The 23,140-nt window shown below is 66.1% G+C and carries 20 protein-coding genes; 13 read left to right on the top strand and 7 right to left on the bottom strand.

Features of this window, described 5'->3' with window-relative positions; translation table 11 throughout:
• Positions 1-48 precede the first annotated feature (48 nt).
• Both CHB88_RS05715 and CHB88_RS05710 read right to left on the bottom strand, forming a co-directional pair.
• Complete coding sequence (locus CHB88_RS05715; RefSeq protein ID WP_245844757.1) at positions 49-252, bottom strand: zinc-finger domain-containing protein; 204 nt, start codon at positions 250-252, stop codon at positions 49-51.
• Between the two features lie 14 nt (positions 253-266).
• Complete coding sequence (locus CHB88_RS05710) at positions 267-1,187, bottom strand: branched-chain amino acid transaminase (protein ID WP_089398311.1); 921 nt, start codon at positions 1,185-1,187, stop codon at positions 267-269.
• Between the two features lie 184 nt (positions 1,188-1,371).
• Here CHB88_RS05710 and CHB88_RS05705 point away from each other — a divergent pair, with 184 nt between their 5' ends.
• The 11 genes from CHB88_RS05705 to pbpC all read left to right on the top strand — a co-directional run bounded on the left by CHB88_RS05705 (position 1,372) and on the right by pbpC (position 17,854).
• Positions 1,372-2,118 carry an AzlC family ABC transporter permease gene (locus CHB88_RS05705; RefSeq protein ID WP_089398510.1) on the top strand — a complete coding sequence of 249 codons (747 nt, stop codon included), beginning with the start codon at positions 1,372-1,374 and terminating at the stop codon, positions 2,116-2,118.
• On the top strand, positions 2,115-2,438 hold the full coding sequence (locus CHB88_RS05700; RefSeq protein ID WP_089398310.1) for an AzlD domain-containing protein: 324 nt from the start codon (positions 2,115-2,117) through the stop codon (positions 2,436-2,438). Before CHB88_RS05705 ends, CHB88_RS05700 begins: the two co-directional genes overlap by 4 nt.
• Positions 2,439-2,529: 91 nt before the next feature.
• Complete coding sequence (locus CHB88_RS05695; protein WP_089398309.1) at positions 2,530-3,723, top strand: phosphoglycerate kinase; 1,194 nt, start codon at positions 2,530-2,532, stop codon at positions 3,721-3,723.
• Between the two features lie 41 nt (positions 3,724-3,764).
• Positions 3,765-5,201 (top strand): pyruvate kinase, encoded by a 1,437-nt coding sequence (gene pyk, locus CHB88_RS05690; protein WP_089398308.1) that lies wholly within the window; start codon positions 3,765-3,767, stop codon positions 5,199-5,201.
• Between the two features lie 67 nt (positions 5,202-5,268).
• A complete protein-coding gene (fba, locus tag CHB88_RS05685) occupies positions 5,269-6,333 on the top strand; it encodes a class II fructose-bisphosphate aldolase (protein ID WP_089398307.1) in 1,065 nt (354 codons plus the stop codon).
• 202 nt (positions 6,334-6,535) lie between these two features.
• A complete protein-coding gene (locus CHB88_RS05680; protein WP_089398306.1) occupies positions 6,536-7,432 on the top strand; it encodes a phosphoribosylaminoimidazolesuccinocarboxamide synthase in 897 nt (298 codons plus the stop codon).
• Between the two features lie 7 nt (positions 7,433-7,439).
• Positions 7,440-7,949 (top strand): 5-(carboxyamino)imidazole ribonucleotide mutase, encoded by a 510-nt coding sequence (gene purE / locus CHB88_RS05675; protein ID WP_089398305.1) that lies wholly within the window; start codon positions 7,440-7,442, stop codon positions 7,947-7,949.
• Positions 7,946-9,139, top strand: coding sequence for a 5-(carboxyamino)imidazole ribonucleotide synthase (locus CHB88_RS05670; protein ID WP_089398304.1), 1,194 nt, complete (start codon positions 7,946-7,948; stop codon positions 9,137-9,139). Before purE ends, CHB88_RS05670 begins: the two co-directional genes overlap by 4 nt.
• Before the next feature lie 20 nt (positions 9,140-9,159).
• The gene (locus CHB88_RS05665; RefSeq protein WP_089398303.1) at positions 9,160-10,215 is read left to right on the top strand and encodes an L-threonylcarbamoyladenylate synthase; all 1,056 of its coding nucleotides are present in this window, start codon (positions 9,160-9,162) and stop codon (positions 10,213-10,215) included.
• Between the two features lie 153 nt (positions 10,216-10,368).
• Positions 10,369-15,489 carry an alpha-2-macroglobulin family protein gene (locus tag CHB88_RS05660; protein WP_089398302.1) on the top strand — a complete coding sequence of 1,707 codons (5,121 nt, stop codon included), beginning with the start codon at positions 10,369-10,371 and terminating at the stop codon, positions 15,487-15,489.
• 19 nt (positions 15,490-15,508) lie between these two features.
• Entirely contained in the window at positions 15,509-17,854 is a 2,346-nt protein-coding gene (gene pbpC / locus CHB88_RS05655) for a penicillin-binding protein 1C (RefSeq protein ID WP_425436065.1), read from the top strand.
• Positions 17,855-17,878: 24 nt separating this feature from the next.
• Here pbpC and CHB88_RS05650 read toward each other — a convergent pair whose 3' ends face one another.
• Positions 17,879-18,397: a flavin reductase family protein gene (locus CHB88_RS05650; protein WP_089398301.1), complete on the bottom strand. Its 519-nt coding sequence runs from the start codon at positions 18,395-18,397 to the stop codon at positions 17,879-17,881.
• 212 nt (positions 18,398-18,609) lie between these two features.
• On the opposite strand from CHB88_RS05650, the gene msrA reads away from it, so the two are divergent.
• Positions 18,610-19,143: a peptide-methionine (S)-S-oxide reductase MsrA gene (msrA, locus tag CHB88_RS05645; protein WP_089398300.1), complete on the top strand. Its 534-nt coding sequence runs from the start codon at positions 18,610-18,612 to the stop codon at positions 19,141-19,143.
• Positions 19,144-19,174: 31 nt separating this feature from the next.
• Here the strand turns inward: msrA and pdxH are convergent, their stop codons facing one another.
• The 3 genes from pdxH to CHB88_RS05630 are packed head-to-tail and all read right to left on the bottom strand — an operon-like array spanning position 19,175 to position 21,534.
• Entirely contained in the window at positions 19,175-19,810 is a 636-nt protein-coding gene (gene pdxH / locus CHB88_RS05640; RefSeq protein WP_089398299.1) for a pyridoxamine 5'-phosphate oxidase, read from the bottom strand.
• A 12-nt stretch (positions 19,811-19,822) separates the two neighbouring features.
• The gene (locus CHB88_RS05635) at positions 19,823-20,365 is read right to left on the bottom strand and encodes a hemerythrin domain-containing protein (RefSeq protein WP_089398298.1); all 543 of its coding nucleotides are present in this window, start codon (positions 20,363-20,365) and stop codon (positions 19,823-19,825) included.
• Positions 20,362-21,534 (bottom strand): MFS transporter, encoded by a 1,173-nt coding sequence (locus CHB88_RS05630; RefSeq protein ID WP_176442329.1) that lies wholly within the window; start codon positions 21,532-21,534, stop codon positions 20,362-20,364. Before CHB88_RS05630 ends, CHB88_RS05635 begins: the two co-directional genes overlap by 4 nt.
• 106 nt (positions 21,535-21,640) lie before the next feature.
• Between CHB88_RS05630 and tcdA the strand changes: the two genes are divergently transcribed.
• On the top strand, positions 21,641-22,516 hold the full coding sequence (gene tcdA, locus CHB88_RS05625) for a tRNA cyclic N6-threonylcarbamoyladenosine(37) synthase TcdA (protein ID WP_089398296.1): 876 nt from the start codon (positions 21,641-21,643) through the stop codon (positions 22,514-22,516).
• Between the two features lie 43 nt (positions 22,517-22,559).
• Here tcdA and thpR read toward each other — a convergent pair whose 3' ends face one another.
• A complete protein-coding gene (gene thpR, locus CHB88_RS05620) occupies positions 22,560-23,132 on the bottom strand; it encodes an RNA 2',3'-cyclic phosphodiesterase (RefSeq protein ID WP_089398295.1) in 573 nt (190 codons plus the stop codon).
• Positions 23,133-23,140 lie beyond the last annotated feature (8 nt).

Below are 23,140 nucleotides of genomic sequence, written 5' to 3'. Positions count from 1 at the left end.
GAAAACGCCGGAGGAATGAAGGAACGCCGGACAGCGTCCCGTGGGTGCTCAGTGGCCGTGGACCTTGGTGCCCGGCTTGATGCGGTACACCGTGCCGCAATAGGAGCATTTGCCTTCGCCGTGGGCGTCGAAGGGGATGTAGATGCGCGGATGGGAAGACCAGACGGGCATCGAAGGGTTGGGGCAGAAGGCGGGCAGATCCTTGCCGTCCAGTTCCACGAAGCTCATCTGCTGTTGCGTTGCGTCGGTCATGATGGTGCGTTTCCTTAAACCAGGGTAAGCCAGTGCTGATATTGCGGCGCCTTGCCGGCGACCACGTCGAAGAACAGGGATTGCAGCTTCTCGGTGATCGGGCCGCGCTTGCCTTCGCCGATCTGGCGGTTGTCGAGCTCGCGGATCGGGGTGATCTCGGCGGCGGTGCCGGTGAAGAAGGCTTCGTCGCAGCAATACATCTCGTCGCGGGTGATGCGCTTCTCGATCACCTCGATGCCCATGTCGCGCGCCATGGTCAGCACCGCGTCGCGGGTGATGCCGTCCAGGCAGGAGGCGAGGTCGGGCGTGTAGATCTTGCCGTTCTTGACGATGAACACGTTCTCGCCGGATCCCTCGGACACGTAGCCTTCGGTGTCGAGCAGCAGCGCTTCGTCGTAGCCGTCGGCCAGCGCTTCCTGGTTGGCGAGGATGGAGTTGATGTAGTAGCCGCAGGCCTTGGCGCGCACCAGGGAGACGTTGACGTGGTGCCGGGTGAAGGACGAGGTCTTGACGCGGATGCCGCGCGACATGCCTTCCTCGCCGAGATAGGCGCCCCAGGGCCAGGCGGCGACGGCGACGTGGATGGTATTGCCCTTGGCGGCGATGCCCATCTTTTCCGAGCCGATCCAGACCAGCGGCCGCAGGTAGCAGGACTCCAGCCGGTTCTCGCGCACCACCGTCTTCTGCGCCTCGATGAGGTTCTCCATGTCGAACGGAATCGGCAGCTGGAAGATCTTGGCGGAGTTGAACAGCCGCTGGGTATGTTCCTTCAGACGGAAGATGGCGGTGCCCTTGTCGGTCTTGTAGGCGCGCACGCCTTCGAACACGCCCATGCCGTAGTGCAGGGTGTGGGTGAGCACGTGGACGGTGGCGTCGCGCCAGTCGATCAGCTCGCCATCCTTCCAAATCTTGCCGTCGCGGTCGGCCATGGACATCGTCGTATCTCCGGGAAAGTGCAAAGCCTCGATTCTAGCGGATTCGGGCAGGACGGAAAAATCATCAGTACAATGAACGGCTTTGCGCCGCGGCGGTTTCGCAGCATCGACCCGTTGCACGGCCGTCCCTTATTTCCATGAAGATCGCATTTCGTCATCCGCACGGCGGCGCTGGATCCGCCGCATGAACAGCAGCCCGGCCAGAACCGCTTCCACTCTCCGCGCCATGCGCGACGGCGCCTACCGCGAGGGCGTGCGCGCCTGCCTGCCGACCATGCCCGGCATCTTCGCCTGGGGCATGGTGACCGGCATGGCGATGGTCAAGTCCGGCCTGACGCTGTGGCAGGCGCTCGGCATGACCTTCGCCGTGTTCGCCGGCTCGGCCCAGCTTGCCGCGCTGCCGCTGATCGCCGCCAACGTGCCGGTCTGGGTGGTGTTCCTGACCGCCATGGTGGTCAACCTGCGCTTCGTCATCTTCGCCGCCGTGGTCGGCCCGCATTTCGCCCATCTGCCCTGGCACAAGCGCCTGTGGTACGGCTACCTGAATGCCGACATCACCATGGGCATCTTCCCGCAGCGCTTCCCGTCCGCATCCAAGGTCGACAGCGCCGGCAGGATCGCCTTCTTTTCCGGCATCGGCTATACCAACTGGTGCTTCTGGCAGGCGGGTTCGGTGGCCGGCATCCTGCTCGCCAGCCAGATCCCGCAGAGCTGGGGCATCGGCTTCGCCGGCACGCTGGCGCTGCTGGCCATCCTGATTCCGCTGGTGGTGAACATGGCCGCGCTGTCCGGCGTGGTGGTGGCCGGCGCGGTGGCGGTGGCTGCCGCCGGCTTGCCGTATCGCCTGGGACTGCTGCTGGCGGTGATCCTCGGCATGGCCTGCGCCATGCTGGTGGACAAGCTGATCGACAGTGAAGGGAAGACTTCATGAGCAGTGCCGATTTCTGGATCACCATCGGCCTGTTGACGCTGGCCACCTTCCTTACCCGCGGCTCCTTCTTCCTGCTCGGCAACGCGGTGAAGCTGCCGCCGCGCCTGCAGCACGCGCTGCGCTATGCGCCGGCGGCAGCCATGGCGGCCATCATCGCGCCCGACCTGCTGCTGGCGCCAGGCAGCGTTGCCCTGGACTGGTTCAACCCGCGCCTGCTGGCGGCCATCGGCGCGGCGATCTTCTTCCTGGCGACCCGGCGCCTGCTCGGAACCATCATTGTCGGAATGGCATTGTTCACCGTTTTTCGGTTTTTAATGTAAATCCAAATTCGCAAGGAAAATGGCTTTATGCTCATTTCCCTGCGGTAGAATGGCGGACTTTTAATTCCACACACGCTTCCGTCCGCCCGCCATGCAATTCAATCGCCTGAGTGATCTGATCGCCCGCAACCAGCTGCAGGGCAAACGCGTCTTCATCCGCGCCGACCTCAACGTGCCGCAGGATGATGCCGGCAACATCACCGAAGATACCCGCATCCGCGCTTCGGTCCCCGCCATCAGGCAGGCGCTCGACGCCGGCGCGGCGGTGATGGTCACCTCCCACCTCGGCCGTCCGACCGAGGGCGAATTCAAGCCGGAGGACAGCCTGGCGCCGATCGCCAAGCGCATGTCGGAGCTGCTCGGCCGTCCGGTGGAGCTGCGCCAGAACTGGGTCGACGGCGTGGAAGTCGCGCCCGGCCAGGTGGTGCTGCTCGAGAACTGCCGCGTCAACAAGGGCGAGAAGAAGAACAGCGACGAACTGGCCAAGAAGATGGCCGCGCTGTGCGACGTCTATGTGAACGACGCCTTCGGCACCGCGCACCGCGCCGAAGCCACCACCCACGGCATCGCCAAGTACGCGCCGATCGCCTGCGCCGGCCCGCTGCTGGCGGCGGAGCTGGATGCGCTGGGCAAGGCGCTGAACCAGCCGGCCCGTCCGCTGGTGGCCATCGTCGCCGGCTCCAAGGTCTCCACCAAGCTCACCATCCTGAAATCGCTGGCCGACAAGGTCGACAACCTGATCGTCGGCGGCGGCATCGCCAACACCTTCATGCTGGCCTCCGGCCTGAAGATCGGCAAGTCGCTGGCCGAGGCCGACCTGGTCGAGGAAGCCAAGACCATCATCGACATCATGGCCAAGCGCGGCGCCTCGGTGCCCATCCCGGTGGACGTGGTGTGCGCCAAGGAATTCTCACCCGCCGCCGCCGCCACGGTGAAGGCGGTGGCCGACGTCGCCGACGATGACATGATCCTCGACATCGGCCCGCAGACCGCCAAGCAGCTGGCGCAGCAGATCGCCATGGCAGGCACCATCGTCTGGAACGGCCCGGTGGGCGTGTTCGAGTTCGACCAGTTCGGCGAAGGCACCAAGACCCTGGCGATGGCGATCGCCCATTCCGAGGGATTCTCCATTGCCGGCGGCGGCGATACACTCGCGGCCATCGCCAAGTACGACATCGCCGACAAGGTGGGCTACATCTCCACCGGCGGCGGCGCCTTCCTCGAGTTCCTCGAAGGGAAGACCTTGCCGGCCGTGGAAATCCTGTTGCAGCGCGCCGCTGCCTGAGCGGCGTCCTTAATCGCCAGCAACCGGATCAAAGGAAGTCCATGAGGCAGAGAGCCACCAAGATCGTTTCCACCATCGGCCCGGCATCGAGCAGCCCGGTCATCCTGAAGCGCATGATCGAAGCCGGCGTCAACGTCGTCCGGCTCAATTTCTCCCACGGCAAGGCCCAGGATCACATCGACCGGGCCGCGCTGGTGCGGCAGATCGCCGCCGAGTGCGGCCGCGAGGTGGCGATCATGGCCGACCTGCAGGGGCCGAAGATCCGCGTCGGCAAGTTCGAGCACGGCAAGATCAACCTGCAGAACGGCAGCAAGTTCATCCTCGACGCCACCTGCGAACTGGGCAACCAGGCCATGGTCGGCCTCGACTACAAGGAGCTGCCGCGCGATGTCCGGATGGGCGACGTGCTGCTGCTCAACGACGGCCTGATCGTGCTGGTGGTGGACCGCATCGTCGGCAGCGCCATCCACACCACCGTGCGCATCGGCGGCGAGCTGTCCAACAACAAGGGCATCAATCGCCTCGGCGGCGGCCTGACCGCGCCGGCCCTGACCGGCAAGGACATGGAAGACATCAAGACCGCGATGAGCTTCCAGGCCGATTACATCGCCGTGTCGTTCCCGAAGAGTCCCACCGACATGATCATGGCGCGCCAGCTGGCCAACATCGCCGGCGAGCTGCACGGCCACAAGCCGCAGATGATCGCCAAGATCGAGCGCGCCGAAGCGATTCCGGTGCTGCAGGAAATCCTGGACGTCTCCGACGGCATCATGGTGGCGCGCGGCGACCTGGCGGTGGAAGTGGGCAATGCCGCCGTGCCGGCGCTGCAGAAGCGCATGATCCAGATGGCGCGCGCCAGCAACAAGCTGACCATCACCGCCACGCAGATGATGGAGTCGATGATCCAGAACCCGGTGCCGACCCGGGCCGAGGTGTCGGACGTGGCCAATGCGGTGCTGGACGGCACCGATGCGGTGATGACCTCGGCGGAAACGGCGTCGGGCAACTATCCGATCGAAACCGTGGAAGCGATGTCGGCGATCTGCCTGGAGGCGGAGAAGTCGGCGGTGGTGAAGCTCGATGCCGACTTCATCAATGCCACTTTTACCCGCATCGACCAGTCTATTGCTTACGGCGCGCTGTTCACCGCCTTCCACCTGCGGGTGAAGGCGATCGTGGCGCTGACCGAGTCCGGCTCGACGGCGCTCTGGATGAGCCGCCACAACATCGACATTCCGATCATCGCCATGACGCCCAGCCAGTCGACGCAGCGCAAGGCTGCGCTGTTCCGCAATGTCTGCACCCTGAGGCTGGAGCATTCCACCGACCGGGAAGCGGTGCTCAAGGCCGCGCAGGATTTGCTTTTGGCTAAAGGCATCGTGCAGAAAGGTGACAATATAGTCCTCACCTTGGGCGAGCCCATGGGGCAGACCGGCGGCACCAATGCCCTGAAGATCATGAAGATCGGCGAATACTGACAGGGAAGCGTCAAGCGTTCACACCGCTAACGATCACAAAAGTTTTTTTATAGTCTGGAGATTAATCATGCCACTCGTTTCCATGCGTCAATTGCTGGACCACGCCGCCGAAAACGGCTATGGCCTGCCGGCCTTCAACGTCAACAACCTGGAGCAGGTCACCGCCATCATGGAAGCCGCCGAGGAAGTCGGCGCGCCGGTGATCATGCAGGCATCGGCCGGGGCCCGCAAATACGCCGGCGAAGCCTTCCTGCGGCACCTGATTTCCGCCGCGGTGGAAGCCTATCCGCACATTCCCATCGTCATGCACCAGGACCACGGCCAGTCGCCGGCGGTGTGCATGGCCGCGATCAAGTCCGGCTTCTCTTCCGTCATGATGGACGGCTCGCTGATGGAAGACGGCAAGTCGGTCGCCAGCTATGAGTACAACGTGGAAGTGTCGCGCAAGGTGGTGGAGTTCTCCCACGCCATCGGCGTCACCGTCGAGGCCGAACTCGGCGTGCTCGGCTCCCTGGAGACCATGAAGGGCGACAAGGAAGACGGCCACGGCGCCGAAGGCACCATGACCCGCGAGCAGCTGCTCACCGACGTCAACCAGGCCGCCGACTTCGTCAAGCAGACCCATTGCGATGCGCTGGCCATCGCCATCGGCACTTCGCACGGCGCCTACAAATTCTCGCGCAAGCCGACCGGCGACATCCTCGCCATCGAGCGCATCAAGGAAATCCACGCCCGCATCCCCAACACCCACCTGGTGATGCACGGCTCCTCCTCGGTGCCGCAGGAGCTGCTGGCCGAGATCCGCCAGTTCGGCGGCGACATGAAGGAAACCTATGGCGTGCCGATCGAAGAGATCCAGGAAGGCATCAAGCACGGCGTGCGCAAGGTGAACATCGACACCGACATCCGCCTCGCCATGACCGGCGCCATCCGCCGCTTCTTCGCCGAGAACCCGTCCAAGTTCGATCCGCGCGAGTATCTGAAGCCGGCCCGTGAAGCCGCCAAGAAAGTGGTCAAGTCCCGCTTCCTGGCGTTCGGCTGCGAAGGCCAGGCTGCCAAGATCAAGGCGATTTCCCTGGAAAAAATGGCTGAAAAGTACAAAAAAGGCGAACTCTCGCAGATCGTGCAGTAAAATACCGCCCTTGAATGTCGCCACGCCCGGCAACGGGGTGGCGTCCCGGAAATTTCCGGTACGGGCATAAAACCAGCCGGCGGCGTGTCATGCACCCGCCGGTTGTGCTTTTTGGCTTCCCATCGAGCATTTCCCGCCGCCTGGTTTTCAGGAACCGCACCCGGCACCCGCTTGTCACCGGATCATATCGAATAGGCTCCGCATGAACAGTTTGTACCAATCCACCCTCCATTCCCTGCCGCTGCTCGGCCGCGGCAAGGTGCGCGACAACTATGCCGTCGGCAACGACAAGCTGCTGATCGTCACCACAGACCGCCTCTCGGCCTTCGACGTGGTGATGAACGAGCCGATTCCTTCCAAGGGCCGCGTGCTGAACCAGATGTCGGATTTCTGGTTCGAGAAGCTCGGCCACATCGTGCCGAATCATCTGACCGGCATTGCGCCGGAGAGCGTGGTGCAGCCGGACGAGGTGGAGCAGGTCAAGGGACGCGCGGTGGTGGCCAAGCGCCTGCAGCCCATCCTGGTGGAAGCGGTGGTGCGGGGCTACATCATCGGCTCCGGATGGAAGGATTACCAGGAGACCGGCGCCGTCTGCGGCGTGACGCTGCCCCAGGGCCTGCGCCAGGCCGACAAGCTGCCGCAGCCGATCTTCACGCCGGCGGCCAAGGCCGACCTCGGCGAGCATGACGAGAACATCAGCTTCGCCGACATGGAAAACCGCATCGGCAAGGAATTGGCTGCGAAGATTCGCGACGTCAGCATCCAGCTGTACCGGACCGCCGCCGACTATGCCGCCACCCGCGGCATCATCATCGCCGACACCAAATTCGAATTCGGCCTGGACGACGACGGCGTGCTGCACCTGATGGATGAAGTCCTGACCGCCGACTCTTCCCGCTTCTGGCCGGCGGATTCCTACGCGCCCGGCATGTCGCCGCCGTCCTTCGACAAGCAGTTCGTGCGCGATTACCTGGAAACGCTGAGCGACTGGAAGAAGACCGCGCCGGCGCCGGCCCTGCCCGCCGACGTGATCGAGAAGACCGGCGCCAAGTACCGCGAAGCGCTGGAGCGCCTGACCGGCGAGACCCTGAAGGACTGAGGCCGACATGACGACAGCGAACCAGCAAACCGCGACGCCGCTGGTCGGCGTGGTGATGGGATCGTCCTCCGACTGGGAGGTGATGCAGCATGCGGTGGCGATGCTGAAGGAATTCGGCGTGCCGCATGAAGCGCAGGTGGTTTCCGCGCATCGCATGCCGGACCAGATGTTCGCCTATGCCGAAGCCGCGCGCGGCCGCGGCCTGCGCGCCATCATCGCCGGCGCCGGGGGTGCTGCCCACCTGCCGGGCATGATCGCCGCCAAGACCATCGTGCCGGTGCTCGGCGTGCCGGTGCCGTCCAAGTACCTGCGCGGCGAGGATTCGCTGCTGTCCATCGTGCAGATGCCCAAGGGCGTGCCGGTATCCACCTTCGCCATCGGCGAGGCCGGCGCCGCCAATGCCGCGCTCACCGCCATCGCCATGCTGGCCGCCACCGACGATTCGCTGGCGCAGAAGCTGGAGCAGTTCCGCCTGAAGCAGACCCAGGCGGCGCAAGCCATGACCCTGCCGCTATGAACGACAAGCCGTTTCCCTTCCTGCCTTCCGCCACGCCGGCCACCTGGCTCGGCGTGATGGGCGGCGGCCAGCTCGGCCGCATGTTCGCCCATGCGGCGCAAGCCATGGGCTACAAGGTGACGGTTCTGGAGCCGGCACGCGACTGCCCGGCCGGCCATGCCGCCGACCATCTCCTCTCCGCCGGCTACACCGACGAGGCCGCCCTGGACGAGATGGCCCTGCAATGCCGCGCGGTGACGACCGAATTCGAAAACGTGCCGGCGCAGAGTCTCGCCTTCCTGGCCGAGCGCTGCGTGGTGGCGCCGTCCGCCGCCGCCGTCTCGGTGGCTCAGGACCGCATCGCCGAGAAACGCTTCTTCACCGCCTGCGCCGGCCAGTCCGGCGTGCTGCCCGCGCCGCACAAGATCATCGGCAGCGCGGCCGACATCGACGCCATTCCTGATGAACTGCTGCCCGGCATCCTGAAGACGGTGCGTCTCGGCTACGACGGCAAGGGCCAGGTCAGGGTCAAGACGCGCGAAGAAGCGCAGGCCGCTTTCGCCGGCATGAACGGCGTCGAGTGCGTGCTGGAGAAGATGCTGCCCCTGGCGTATGAAATTTCGGTGCTGGCGGCGCGCGGCGCCGATGGCGCCTCGGTGGTGTACCCGATCGCCGAGAACGTGCATCGCCACGGCATCCTGTTCACCACCACCGTGCCGGGCCCGAACGTCTCCGCCGATTGCGCGCACAAGGCGCAGGACGCGGCTCTGGCCATCATCGCCGCGCTCGACTATGTCGGCGTGCTGTGCATTGAATTCTTCGTATTGCAGGACGGTTCGCTGGTGGTCAATGAAATGGCCCCGCGGCCGCACAACAGCGGCCACTACACCATCGATGCCTGCGTCACCAGCCAGTTCGCGCAGCAGGTGCGCGCCATGGCCGGCCTGCCGCTGGGCGACGTGCGCCAGCACTCGCCGGCGGTCATGCTCAACATCCTCGGCGACATCTGGTTCGAGGACGACGGCGACGAACCGCGCGAGCCGGCCTGGGACCGCATCCTGGCCATGCCGGGCGCCAACCTGCACCTGTACGGCAAGGACGATCCGCGCCGCGGCCGCAAGATGGGCCATGTCACCTTCATCGCGCCGACCCTGGCCGAAGCCCAGGCCAACCTGCAGGCGGCCTGCGCCATCCTCGGCATCCAGCCCTGAGCGATAGGGACAGACAGCTCATGCAGGACAGCCGCATCGACACTGCCGACACCGCCGACACCGCCGACATCGACGCCAGCGCGCGCCTGCTGGAGCAGGGCGAGCTGGTGGCCTTTCCGACGGAGACGGTGTACGGCCTCGGCGCCGATGCCGAGAATCCGGCGGCGGTGGCGCGCATCTACGAAGCCAAGGGCCGGCCCGCCAACCACCCGGTGATCGTGCACCTGGCGCCGGAAGCCGACATCCGGCACTGGGCTGGCGCCGTGCCCGAGGCGGCGCAGAAGCTGATCCAGACTTATTGGCCTGGCCCGCTGACGCTGATCCTGAAGCGCGCGCCGCACATTCCCGACGCCGTTTCCGGCGGCCAGGATTCGATCGGCCTGCGCTGCCCGTCGCATCCGGTGGCGCAGGCGCTGCTGCGCGCCTTCAAGGGCGGACGCGGCGGCGTGGCCGCGCCCTCGGCCAACAAGTTCGGGCATGTCAGTCCGACCACGGCACAGCATGTGCGCGACGAGTTCGGCGAAGGCGAGGGCAGTTCGCTCGCCGCCATCCTCGACGGCGGTCCGAGCGAGGTCGGCATCGAATCCACCATCGTCGACCTGTCCCGCTTCGATACGCATGGCGCGGTGCTGCTGCGGCCCGGCCGCATCAGCGTCGAAGAGATCGAGCGAGTGATCGGCCAGCCGCTCGGCCAGCCGGACAAGCAGGCGCCGCGCGCTTCGGGCACGCTGGAGGCGCACTACGCGCCGGGCACGCCGGTGGCCTTGATCGCGCCCGAGCAGATCGCGGCTACCTTGCGCAAACTGGAAGCGGCGGGACATCGCGCCGCGCTCATTCTCCACTCCGCCGAATTGGCATCATTGGTAGCCGATCATGTGCTGCTCCCCGCCGACGCCGCCGGCTATGCCCATGGCCTGTATGCCGCCCTGCGCGACATGGACCAGCATCAGGCGGCGATCATCCTGGTCGAAGCCACGCCAGGCGGCGGCGAGTGGCAGGGCGTGAACGATCGCCTGCGCCGCGCCGCGCATGATTCGCAGGGCGTGCTCGACCGCCTGCTGCCACCGCATTCTTGAAACGTCGTCCAGGAAGCCGAGCGTCGTTTCCACGCACCATTTCATTTCAATTCAGACAAGTCAGCCCAACCCCCGTGACATAATGTCGAGCGGAAATATCCGTTCATCAAAGGATCGCCTGCTTCGCGATCCACATCACTTTCCGGGGGTTCGATGCGCGCGAAGGTCATTGCGGCTGCGGCACTGTTTGTCGCGCTGATTGCTGGTGCCTACTTCTATGTTTCCGGCAAAGGCGGCGATGGAAATCGAAGCGCCGATCCGAACGCGCCGCTTGCTTTGGTGGATGCTTCCGACCGCAGCTTCGACGGTTCCCCCGCCATCGCGCTGACCTTCAGCCAGCCGCTCGACCCCAAGACTGCCTACGACAAGTACATCCGGGTATTCGAAATGCCCGGCGCCGTGATCACCAAGCCACAAAACGATGAAGACGATGCTGAGCGCCAGGCGGACAATGCCGGCGCCCGCGTCAGCACCAAGCCGGAGGACACCAATTCCGAGAATGGCAAGGCGGTCTCCGGCGCCTGGGTGGTGGGCGAGAACCCGCGGCTGCTGTACTTCCCCCATATCAAGCCAAGAACCCGTTATGTGGTGACCGTTCAAGCCGGCTTGCCGGGCGCCGGCGGCAAGAAGCTGAACGAGGAAGCGCGCTACTCCATCCTGTCCGCGCCGGTCTCGCCGGCCTATTATTTCGCCAGCAACGGCATGGTGCTGCCGGCGCGCCAGAACGGCGGACTACCGGTCGTCACGGTGAACGTGCCGGAAGTCGATATCCAGTTCCTGCGGGTGAAGAACGAGCAGATGCCCCACTTCCTGGACAAGGTGATCGCCGGGCCGCGCAACAAGCCGAGCACGGAACGGGATGATGACGATGGCGACGGCGAGGAGAACGAAGAGCGTGGCTACTGGGACCGCGCCTCGCTGCGCGGCGCCGTCAGCCTGTACCGGCTCGATGAGTTGCGCAACATGGCCGAGAGCGTCTACCTCGGCCGCTTCCTGACCGAGCAGAAGGCCAACCGGCGCAGCGTGACCTACATCTCGGTGGAAGACATCAAGGAACTCAAGGAGCCGGGCATCTATGTAGCGGTGATGAGCCAGCCGGGGCGTTTCCGCTACGAATACCAGACGACGTATTTCTATGTCAGCGACCTCGGCCTGCATGTGCGCCGCTTCGGCAAGAGCGCCGACGCCTTCGTCAGCTCGCTGGCCGACGGCAAGGCGGTGAAGGGCGTGGAGGTGGACTGGCTCGACGCCCAGGGCAAGGTGGTCGGCAGCGCCGAGACCGACGGCGAGGGCCATGCGGTCTTCGCCGAACGCCCGCGGGACGCGAAGGTGGTGGTGGCGCGCAAGGACAAGATGACGTCGCTGATCGCGCTGAAGGAGCCGGCGCTCGACCTGTCGGAGTACGACATCGCCGGCATGCCGTACAAGCCGGTGCGGCTGTTTGCCTACTCCGGCCGCAATCTGTACCGGCCGGGCGAGAGCTTCGATCTGTCGGTGCTGGCGCGCGATGCGGATGGCCGCGCGGTGCCGGCGCAGCCGGTGCAGGCCATCCTGCGCCGGCCGGATGGCAAGAGCGTGTTCACCGCCATGTGGCGGCCGGATGCGCGCTTCCCCGGCTATTACACGCGCCGCCTCGACATTCCGGCCGATGCCCAGACCGGCTTCTGGACGCTGGAACTGCGCGGCGATCCGGGCGACAAGGTGCCGGCCACCGTGTTCCGCTTCGGGGTCGAGGAATTTCTGCCGGAGCGCATGAAGCTGGACCTGGTCAGCCGCCAGGCCAGCCTGTCGACCGACGCGCCATTCGACATCGATGTAAAGGGCGTCTATCTGTACGGTGCGCCCGCCGCCGGCAACCGCCTGCTGGGCGTGGCGCAATTCGAGCGCGACCGCAATCCGCTGGCCAAGCAATTCCCGGGCTTCGAGTTTGGCAACTTTGCCGACGATGCGCTCAAGTCGCGCAGGGAGCTGGATGAAACGACCCTGGACGACAAGGGCGATGCACAGGTCAGCATCGACCTGGATGAGGCCAAGGGCCGGGAGTCGCCGGTGCTGGTGCGGGCCACGCTCAGCCTGCTCGAATCCGGCGGCAGGCCGGTGGTGCGCAGCCTGGAACGGACCCTGTGGCCGGCGCCGGCGCTGGTCGGCGTGCGGCCGCTGTTCACCGGCGCCTATACGCCGGAAAACAGTCCGGTCGAGTTCGAGGTCATCCGAGCGGACAGCAGCGGTAACATGAAGCCGCTGGCCGGCATGCCGGTCAGCCTGTTTCGGGAGGATCGCAACTACTACTGGCGTTTCGACGACCAGCGCGGCTGGCATTCTGGTTTCACCGAAAGCGATGAACTGGTCGAGACCGCCGCCGTCACCGTGCCCGCCGGCGGGCGCGGCAAGCTGCGGCTGCCGGTGCGCTACGGCCGCTACCGGCTCGAAATCAGCGATCCCGACACCGGCCTGAAGACGGCCTACCGCTTCTACGCCGGCTGGAGCGCCCGCGACGATGAAGCGCAAGGCGTGCGTCCGGACCGCGTCTCCCTCAAGCTGGACAAGGCAGCCTATCGCGATGGCGAGACGGCGCGCCTGACCATCACGCCGCCGCACAAAGGGGAAGCCCTCATCACCGTGGATGGCGACAAGGTGATATGGACCAAACGCGCCAGCGTGTCGGCCTCCGGAACGACCATCGACATTCCGCTGCAGGCGGAGTGGAAACGGCATGACCTGTATGTGAACGTGCTGGTGCTTCGGCCCGGCAACGAAGGCGACCGCGTCACGCCGGCGCGGGCGCTGGGCGTCGTTCACCTGCCGCTTGAGCGCGGCGACCGCAAGGTGGCGGTGAGCCTCGCCGCGCCGCAGAAGGTGAGGCCGGAGACCACCGTCAAGGTCCGCGTCAAGGCACCGGACATGAAGGGACAGAAGGCGGTGGTGACCTTGTCGGCGGTGGATGTCGGCATCCTCAACATCACCCGCTTTGCTTCACCCGATCCGCATGGCTTCTTCTTCGGCAAGCTGCGCTATGGCGCCGACCAGAACGACGTCTACGGCAGGCTCATCGAAAAAATGCAGGGGCAGAAAGGCAAGCTCAAGTTCGGCGGCGACAGCGCGCCGAAGCCGACGCGCAGCCTGCCGAAAAAGGTTAAGCTGGTCGATCTGTTCAGCGGTCCGGTCCAGCTCAACGATCAGGGCGAGGCCGAGATTCCCCTGGCCTTGCCCGACTTCAACGGCAGCTTGAGGCTGATGGCGGTGGTGGCCGGCGCCGAGCGCTTCGGTTCCGCCGATGCCGAGATGACGGTGGCCGCGCCGCTGGTGGCCGAACTGGCCGCCGCCCGCTTCTTGTCCTTCGGCGACCAGGCGACGGTGGCGCTGGACCTGCAGAACCTGTCCGGCGCCAGCCAGTCGCTGAAGGTGGCGATACGGGCCGGAAACGCGCTTGCCTTCCAGGATGCCGAACGCTCGCTGACCCTGAAGGATCAGGAAAAGCGAACGCTGCAGTTCAATGTCGATGCGCGCGCCGTGCCCGGACTGCACAATATCACGCTGCAGGTCTCAGGCGACCAGATCAAGCTGGAGCGCAGCTTTCCGCTCACCGTGCAGGCGCCGACGCCGCGCCAGGCGCTGGTGCGGCGGTATACCGTCGAGCCGGGGAAGACGCTGGAACTGAAGGATGCGGAATTGTCCGGCTTCCATCGCGATACGGTGGCAGCGCACATGGTCGTGTCCGACAAGCCCCCGATCGACGTCCGCTCCGCCGTGCAGGGGCTGCTGACCTATCCCTACGGCTGCGCCGAGCAGACCACCAGCACCGCCTATCCGCATGTCTTCATCGACGAGGCGATGGCGCGGCGCTTCGGCCTCAAGCCTTACAGCCGGGAACAGCGCGTCGACTTCCTGGACAAGGCGGTCAGCCGGCTGGGCTCCATGCAGGCGCCGAACGGCGGCTTCAGCCTCTGGGGCAACATCGCGGAGCATGAGTACTGGCTGAGCGCCTACGTCACCGCCTTCCTCCAGGATGCGCGCGACCAGGGCTTCGCCGTCCCGGAAGCCATGCTGTCCAAGGCCATGGATTTCCTGCTGCGCGGCCTGCAGGATGGCGCCGCGTCTCTGCCCCAAAAGCCGGCGCCGGAGAATGCGAAAGGCATGTTCGCCGACGGCAATGGCGCCTCCAACCAGCGTTTCGGCGCCCTGGCCTATGGTGCTTATGTACTGGCCAGGGAAAGAAAGGCGCCGCTCGCCACGCTGCGGCAGATGCATGATCTTCGCTTCCATGCGCACTCCAACCTGCCGCTGGTGCAGCTCGGCATCGCCCTGCGCCTGATGGGCGATCCGGCGCGGGGCGACGTCGCCATCGCCGAAGGGGTGCGCAAGCCCAGGCTGGAAGGCTACTGGTGGTGGGACTATGGCAGCCCGCTGCGCGACGCGGCGCTCTCGCATGCGCTGCTGGACCGGCACAAGATCGCGGACGCCAGCCGGGATGCGCTGCTGACCGCGATGCTGACCGACATGGAGAAGCGCCGCTACTACAGCACCCAGGAAAAAATGGCGCTGTTCATGGTCGGGCAATCCTATGACAGCGCGAAAGGGGAGGCCTGGTCGGCCGAAGTGGCACCGAAGGCCGGCAAGGCGGAGCGCCTGAGCGCCAAGGGCAGCGTCATGCGCGAAATGCCTGCGCCCGAGCTTGCCGAGGGCATCAGCCTGAACAACACCCATGCCGGCAAGCTGTATGTCGAACTGGCGCTGTCCGGCAACGCGCTCAAGCCGCCCGCGGCCAAGTCGGATGTGATCTCGCTGACGCGCACGCTGCATGACCCGGAAGGCAGGGACATCTCGGGACGGGCGCTGAAGACGGGCGAGACCGTGTTCGTGCACGTGATGGCAAGCTCGCGCACACCGATCGGCACCGGCATGATCGTCGACTCGATACCGGCCGGCCTGGAAATCGAGAACCTGAACATCGTGCAGGGCGAGCGCAACGGCGTCGTCACCATCGCCGGCCAGAATCCGGCCGAGGCGATGAGCAGCGACCGGATCAAGCATGTCGAGTACCGGGACGACCGCTTCGTCGCCGCCGTCAAGCTGACGGATCAGCCGCTGCACCTGTTCTACCGCGCCCGCGTGGTGACGCCGGGCCGCTTCGTCGTGCCGCCGGTCTATGCCGAAGACATGTATCGCCCGGAGCTGTATGGGCTGGCAGGCGGCGGGGACTTCCTCACGGTGACGAACCCGTTGCTGGCGCGCGCGCCTGCCGCCAAGCCGGCCGCCAAAGCGAAGGCGGACTAAGGCGATTGCGATCGGCGGCATGATGAGCGACTGGCGGCGCAGGCTATCGATGCCGGGGAGGGTCAGGCGAGTGGCCGCCGGCCTGGCTGCCGCCGCGCTCGCGCTGCTCGCCTGGGACCGCCTCTGCCCGCTGCCCACGCCGGGGCGCGATTCACCCTATGCCCTGGTGGTGCTGGCGCGCGACGGCACGCCGCTGCGCGCCTTTCCCGACAAGGACCACATCTGGCGCCATCCCGTCCTGCTCGACGAGGTGTCGCCGCTCTACCTGCAGGCGCTGATCAATTACGAAGACAGGGCGTTCTGGTGGCATCCCGGCGTCAATCCATTCGCACTGGCGCGGGCCGCATGGCAGCGGCTGGCCAGCGGGCGCATCGTGTCAGGCGGATCCACGCTCACCATGCAGGTGGCGCGCATGATCGATCCGATGCCGCGCACCCCGACCGGCAAGCTGCGCCAGATGCTGCGTGCCTTCCAACTCGAATGGCACTATTCGAAGCGCGAGATCCTCGGGCTCTACCTCAACTACGCACCGATGGGCGGCGTGCTGGAGGGCGTGGAAGCCGCCAGCCGGGCCTATCTGGCCAAGCCGTCCAGCCGCCTTACCCATGCGGAAGCGGCGCTGCTCACGGTGCTGCCGCAGATGCCGTCGATACTGCGTCCCGACCGCAACCCCGAGCGCGCCCGCGCTGCCCGCGACAAGGTACTGTCGCGCATGGAGGGCACATGGCGTGCGGCCGAGATACAGGATGCCCGCACCGAACCGGTGATCGTGCAGAACCTGCGCGAACCCTTGCTGGCGCCGCTGCTGGCGCAGCGCCTGAAGGCGGGCGCCGGCGGCCGTACCCGCATCGACAGCACCCTCGATGCCGCACTGCAGACCCATGTCGAAAGCCTGCTGCAGAGCCGCACCCATGTACTGCCGCCGCGCGTCTCGCTGGCGGCGCTGGTGATGGACAATGCCACGCTCGAGGTGCTGGCCTATGCCGGCTCCGCCGACTTCACCGATCGCGACCGCTTCAGCCATGTGGACATGGTGCGCGCGTCGCGCTCGCCCGGTTCCACCCTCAAGCCCTTCCTGTATGCCTTCGCGCTGGACGAGGGCCTGATTCATTCCGAATCGCTGCTGGCCGATACGCCCCAGTCCTTCGCCGGCTACCAGCCCGGCAATTTCCAGCAATCCTTCCATGGCCCGGTCAGCGTGTCGGAAGCTTTGGTGAAATCGCTCAACGTGCCGGCGGTGGAAGTGCTCGACCGGCTGGGCCCGACCCGCTTCGTCGCCATGCTGCGGCAGGGCGGCCTGAAGCTGGATTTCCCGCGCGGCGCCGAGCCCAACCTGAGCGTGATCCTCGGCGGCGCCGGGGCGCGGCTGGAAGACATGGTCGGCGCCTATGCGGCCTTCGCACGCAGGGGCATGGCGGCAGTGCCGCGCTTCACGCCGCGCTCGCCGGTTGCGGAGCGGCGCATGATGAGCGAAGGCGCCGCCTTCATCGTCCGCGAAATCCTGGAGGGCGGCGGTACCATCGCCGATGCGGCGGAAGGCCAAGGCAGGCGCCGCGGCATCGCCTGGAAGACCGGCACCAGCTTCGGCTTCCGCGATGCCTGGTCGGTCGGCGTGAGCGACCGCTACACCGTCGGCGTCTGGGTCGGCCGGCCGGACGGCACGCCCAATCCCGGCTTCTTCGGCGCCAACGTGGCGGCACCGCTGCTGGTCGACATCTTCAACATCCTCCCCGAAGCGCCTGCCGGGCGCGTCATCCCGGCCAGCGTGAGCCAGGAAAAGATCTGCTGGCCGCTCGGCCAGCGCGCTTCGGAACAGGACATTCGTCTCTGCCCGCTGCAAAGAACCGCCTGGCTGCTCAACGGCGCGGCGCCGCCCACCTTTCCCGATCGCATCCGCAGCGGCGCGCCGACGCTCGCCTATTACGTCGACAGGCAGACGGGCTTGCGGGTGCAGCCTGGCTGCGCGCGGCATGCGGTGGAGCGGATCGAGGCGGCGCGCTGGCCGGCAGCGCTGGAGCCGTGGCTGGATGAGTCGATGCGCCGGCGATTGCCGCCGGCCTTGGCGCCGGAATGCGCATACGAACGATCGGCCGAAGGCAGCATCAGAATCGTCGGTCTTACCGACGGCGAGGTGATGGTCAAGCCGAATGCGGAGCGCAGCCTGAGCGCGCGGGCGGAAGTGAGGGGAACGAACGAGGAGGTGACCTGGCTGCTGAACGGCAGGCAGATTGCCGTCACGAAAGGAGCAAGTGGTCCGGTGCTGGATTTCCGGGAGCCGGGCCGTTACGACATCACCGCCATCGGGGCAGCGGGGCAGCATGATCGCATCAGCATCAGCGTGCTGCCGGGCCGGCAGGCGCGGTGAAAGGTTGCGTTGCGAAGCGAAAGGTCAATCACCCGGCCGCGGCACGGTGGCCGAAAAGCGCCCGCCATGAAACACCAGCGCCGGCCGCGGTTCGACCTCGCAGCGTTCCACCTCGCCGACGAAGATCACATGGTCGCCTTCCGGGTAGCGGCTGCGGTTGTGGCATTCGAACCAGGCGCTGACGCCGGTGAGGATGGGCAGGCCGGTCGGGGAGAGCACGAAATCCACGCCTTCGAAGCGGTTCTCGATGCGCATGGCGAAGCGCTCCGCCAGCGCCGCCTGGTCGCCGGCCAGAATGTTGATCACGTAGTGGGAATTGCTGGTGAACACCGGCAGGCTGCTGGCCCGGGTGGAGAGGCTCCACAGCACCAACGGCGGGTCGAGCGATACCGAATTGAAGGAACTGGCGGTGATGCCAAGGAAACTGCCGTCCGCGGTGATGGTGGTGATCACGGTGACGCCGGTGGCGAACTGGGACAGCGCTTGGCGGAAGTGGGCGGTATCGAATTCAGGCGGCAGCGCCTGGGGTGAACGTGTAGACATCGAGCATCCAGGAAATTTCGGTCATTATGCCGAAAAAGCGCCGGGCATGGCGGCGCGCCGGCCCTCTCATGCCAAGAGGCATGCGGCGCGATAACGCCAGGAAACCGGCGCGCCGCGCCATTGTCCAAGCATCAAGACGGTCCGCCGCGGCGCGCTTGCTTCGATTGCGCTACAGTCGGCGGTTGACTCAACTTCTACGGAGTGCAGCGATCATGGCAAGCGAAACGGCAACCCTGGGCGGCGGATGCTTCTGGTGCCTAGAAGCGGTCTATCAGGAAGCGAAGGGCGTGCAGCATGTGGAGAACGGCTACACCGGCGGCCAAGTGCCCAACCCGACCTACGAGCAGGTGTGCAACGGCAACACCGGCCATGCGGAGGTGGTGCAGGTCGTGTTCGATCCGGATGTGATCAGCTACCGCGAGATCCTCGAAATCTTCTTCACCATCCACGACCCGACCACGCCGAACCGGCAGGGCAACGATGTCGGCACCCAGTACCGCTCGGCGATCTACTATCACACGCCGCAGCAGCAGGAAACGGCGAAGCAGGTGATGGCCGAGATGGCGCATGTGTGGGATGCGCCGCTTGTGACCGAGCTGGAGCCGCTGGGCGATTACTACAAGGCGGAGGATTACCACCAGAATTACTTCCGCCAGCATCCGCTGCAAGGCTACTGTGCCTTCGTGGTGGCGCCGAAGGTGCAGAAATTCCGCAAGACCTTCAAGGATAGGCTGACGACGGCTTGATGATCCGTTGCCTTGGATACTGATCAGGCGCTCAGGGCTGCAGGCGCTGCCTGACCCAGTGGCCGTCGCCTTGGCGCAGGTAGGCGATGCGGTCATGCAGGCGCGAGGGCCGGCCCTGCCAGAATTCGAGGTAGTCGGGCACCAGGCGGTAACCGCCCCAGTGCGCCGGCCGCGCCGGCTGCTCGCCATACTGCTGCTCGACCTCGGCGAAGCGCTGCTCCAGGGCTTCCCGGCTGGCGATGGGGCGGCTCTGCGCCGAGGCGATCGCGCCGAGGCGGCTTCCCAGCGGGCGGCTCCGGTAATAGCGCTCGCTTTCCTCTGCCGCCACCTTTTCCACCCGCCCTTCGATGCGTACTTGGCGTTCCAGCTCGATCCAGTGGAACAGCAGGGCGGCGTAGGGCCGCGCCGCCAGTTCCTCTCCCTTGCGGCTGTCGTAGTTGGTGTACCAGGTGAAGCCGCGCGCATCCACGTCCTTGATCAACACGATGCGCGACGAGGGCCGGCCGTCCGCGTTTACGGTGGACAAGCCCATCGCGTTCGGCTCCGGCAGTTCGGCGGCGAGCGCTTCGCCGAACCATTTGCTGAACTGGGCGATCGGGTCGTCCAGCACGTCCGTTTCGCTGAGGCTGGCCCGACTGTAATCCTTGCGCAGATCCGCTATCGACATCGCTTGTTCCCGTTATCCCTGTGATGAGTTGATGCCGCGCCGGGCCTGCATCGCCTGGCCCAGTGCGGCCATCTGCCGTTCGCTGAAGAGGCGCTTGGCCATCGGCGCGATATGGCCTTCCTCGGTTTCCATGTGGCCGGCGTACATGGCGGCGAAGCTGCGCACCGCGTCTGCGGACAGCTCGCTGCCGCTGCCATCGGCAATCGCCTGCAGTTGCGGCCGCAGCACGGTCCACGCCGTTTCCATCTCGCGGTGCTCGTCCAGCAGGCGCGGCATCAGCTGCTTCAGCAGCGCCGCATCCTCTGCAACCGCGGTGGATTCTAGCATCGGCAGCAGGTCTTCTTCCTCGTCGGCATGATGGTTGTGGGCGGCGGTATCGAAGTATTTCAGCACCGCCGCGGCGGCCTGGCATGCATCGGCATCGGCGCCGTGCTGCGGCAGGTGCTGCAGCAGCTTGTCCAGCGTGGAGAGCTGCTTGCGGATGCGATCGTGGCAATGCTTCAGCACGGCGATCGGCTGGTCGAAGCCGGGCGCGGAATCGAATAGGGCAGTCATGGTGCGTCCTTGCGTTGCTGGGCTGCATTGCGCCAGGCGATGGGCACGCCCGCGCCGATCAATGCGCCCATGGTCCAGAAAACCGGCGACAGGCCGAGCGATGCGCCGGCGCCGCCGAAGATCAGCGGCAGCAGCACCTGGCAGGCATTGCCGATGGTCACGCGCACGCCCACCGCTTCCGCCGCCCGCCCCGAGGGAGCGGCATGATGCAGCAGGGCCAGCATGTTGGGCTGGCTGGCGCCGACCGCCAGGCCGAGCAGGGTGGCGACGGCGGTGATGGTCGCGACATGCCGCATCAGCGGAAATACAGCATAGCAGAGCACCGACAGCAGCAGCGCCGCCACCAGCACCTGCCATTCGCCATGGCGGCGCGAAATCCACGGCATGGCCAGGCGCACGCTGAAAGTGGCGATGGAGAAGCAGCCGAGAATGAGGCCGATGGTGGAGGCGGAAAAGCCGAGGCGCGAGGCATGGATGGGCAGCACGAAGGTGAACAGGTCCCAGGCGGCGGAGAGCAGGGTGCTGACGAAATAGATGCCGCGCATGCGCGGCTCGCGCAGCAGGTCGAACATGCCGCGCCGGACCGCATCGGCGGAACGCTCGCCGCGATGGATTTGCAGCCGGCGCAGCGGCCCGATCACGATCAGCAGCAGCGTTACGGCGGCGAAGCCGAGAAACACGAGATAGGACGCGCGATGGCCGAGATGGTCGATGACGAAGCCCGCCGTCACCGGCCCGGTGAAGCCGGAGATCGAATAGCCGAGCGCCAGCCAGCTGTAGTTGAGCGAGCGGTTCTGCAGGCTGCTCATCGTGCCGACGGTATGCTGGGCCGCGACCTGGGTCACCATGAAGCCGCTGCCGGTCAGCACCGCGCAGGCATAGCCCGAGGCGAGCGACGGAAAGGCGGCCGGCAGCACGCAGCCGATCATCATGACGACGCAGCCCAGGGTGACCGGCTTGACGAAGCCGATGCGGTCCATCCAGCGCCCCGCCGCCACCGCGAAGGCGGCCGGCAGCAGGGCGAACAGCGCCACCAGGCTGCCGATGGTCAGTTCCGACGCATGCAGCGAGATGGCATACAGCGAGGTCGTGATGCGGGCGCCGGCGAGCGCGATGTGCGCGGCGATGGCGAGAAGAATGAGTTGCAGCAGGGTAGGGGAAACAGGCACGGCGACACGATACAGGTTGATGGCAAATGCGGCAAGGTCTTGATTTGATTGATATCAATCGACATTCCCGCTGAAAACTTCCCTTACTCTCCGTTAAAATAACGGGATGACGACCGTAATCCCGCTCCGCTCCAACGACGCTTCCTTGACGCTTTCGCAAGCCGGGGAAGACATCGATTTCGACCGCCGCTTCGGCGGCATCGCCCGCCTGTACGGCAAGCCGGCCCTCGATCATTTCCAGCGCGCCAGGGTGTGCGTGATCGGCGTCGGCGGCGTCGGCTCCTGGGTGGTGGAAGCCCTGGCCCGCAGCGCCGTCGGCAACATCACCATGATCGATCTCGACAACGTCGCCGAGTCCAACATCAACCGCCAGATCCACGCCCTGACCGATACCCTCGGCAAGGCCAAGGTCACGGCGCTGACCGAGCGCATCGCGCAGATCAACCCGTATTGCCGCGTCACCGAGATCGAGGACTTCATCACCGCCGACAACATTGCCGGAATGATAGGCAGCGGCAACTTCGATTACGTGGTCGATGCGATCGACGACGTGCGCGCCAAGACGGCGCTGATCGCCTATTGCCGCGAGCAGGGCATACGCCTGATCACCATCGGCGGCGCCGGCGGCCAGACCGACCCGACCCGCATCGAGATCCGCGACCTCAACCGGACCGAGCACGAACCGCTGCTGGCCAAGGTACGCAAGCGCCTGCGCGCCCACCACGGCTTTCCGCGCGGCGAGAAGCCGAAGTACGGCATCGACGCGGTGTTCTCCACCGAGCCGCTGCTGTTTCCGGAAAGCGCCGAGGCCTGCGACATCGGCAATTCGGTCACCGGGCTGAACTGCGCCGGCTTCGGCTCTTCCGTGGTGGTGACCGCCTCCTTCGGCCTGGTGGCGGCCTCGCATGTGCTGCGCAAGCTGGCGGCGGAAGCGTCGGCCCAGCCGGATTCGCTTCCCGAGCCGGCCGGCGTCGCGCTCTGATCCAGGCGAGACGCCGGCATGCGGCCGGCGGTTGCCGCCTCCCTCAGCTTTCCCGCGCCGCTGCGCCGGCCGCATCCTGAACCGTCACGTCCTGGTCGATGGCCCGCTCCGCCAGCACGGTGTAGACCGGGCCGCCCGCCTTGGTCAGCGATTGCACCAGCGCCACCCGGTTCGCTTCCCAGGTGAACGGCGTGAAGAAGGTGTCGGGCGGCGGCGCCGCATCCCGCGCCAGGGTCACATGCGGCTTGAACTTTCCCTTGTCGTCGCAGGCGATGCCTTGCTCCTTCAGCAGGCGCGCCAGTTCCCGCTGCAGGCCGAACAGCGCCTCCGGCGTCTGATGCATGCCGGCCCAGGCGATGCGGTTGCCGTTGAAGTAGGCCATGCGGTCGACGGTCAGGCCGAGCCGAGTTTTCGGCAGCCGCCGCAGGATGTCCTTCAGCGCCGGCAGCGCGCCGGCCGGCTGCTGGCCGAGGAAGGCCAGGGTGATGTGCAGGTTCTGCTGCGGCACGATGCGGCCCTGAAGCAGGGTCTGCAATCCCATCAGCGACGCGCGGACGTTATCGTCCGGCCACAGGGCGTAGAAAAGGCGCAGTGACTCGCCGGCTTGTCCTGGCATGGTTTACC

Origin of the sequence: Noviherbaspirillum humi, assembly GCF_900188095.1 — a bacterium.
GTDB lineage: Bacteria > Pseudomonadota > Gammaproteobacteria > Burkholderiales > Burkholderiaceae_D > Noviherbaspirillum > Noviherbaspirillum humi.
The sequence above is the reverse complement of the archived record's forward strand: the minus strand, read 5'-3'. Positions and strand labels throughout refer to the sequence as shown.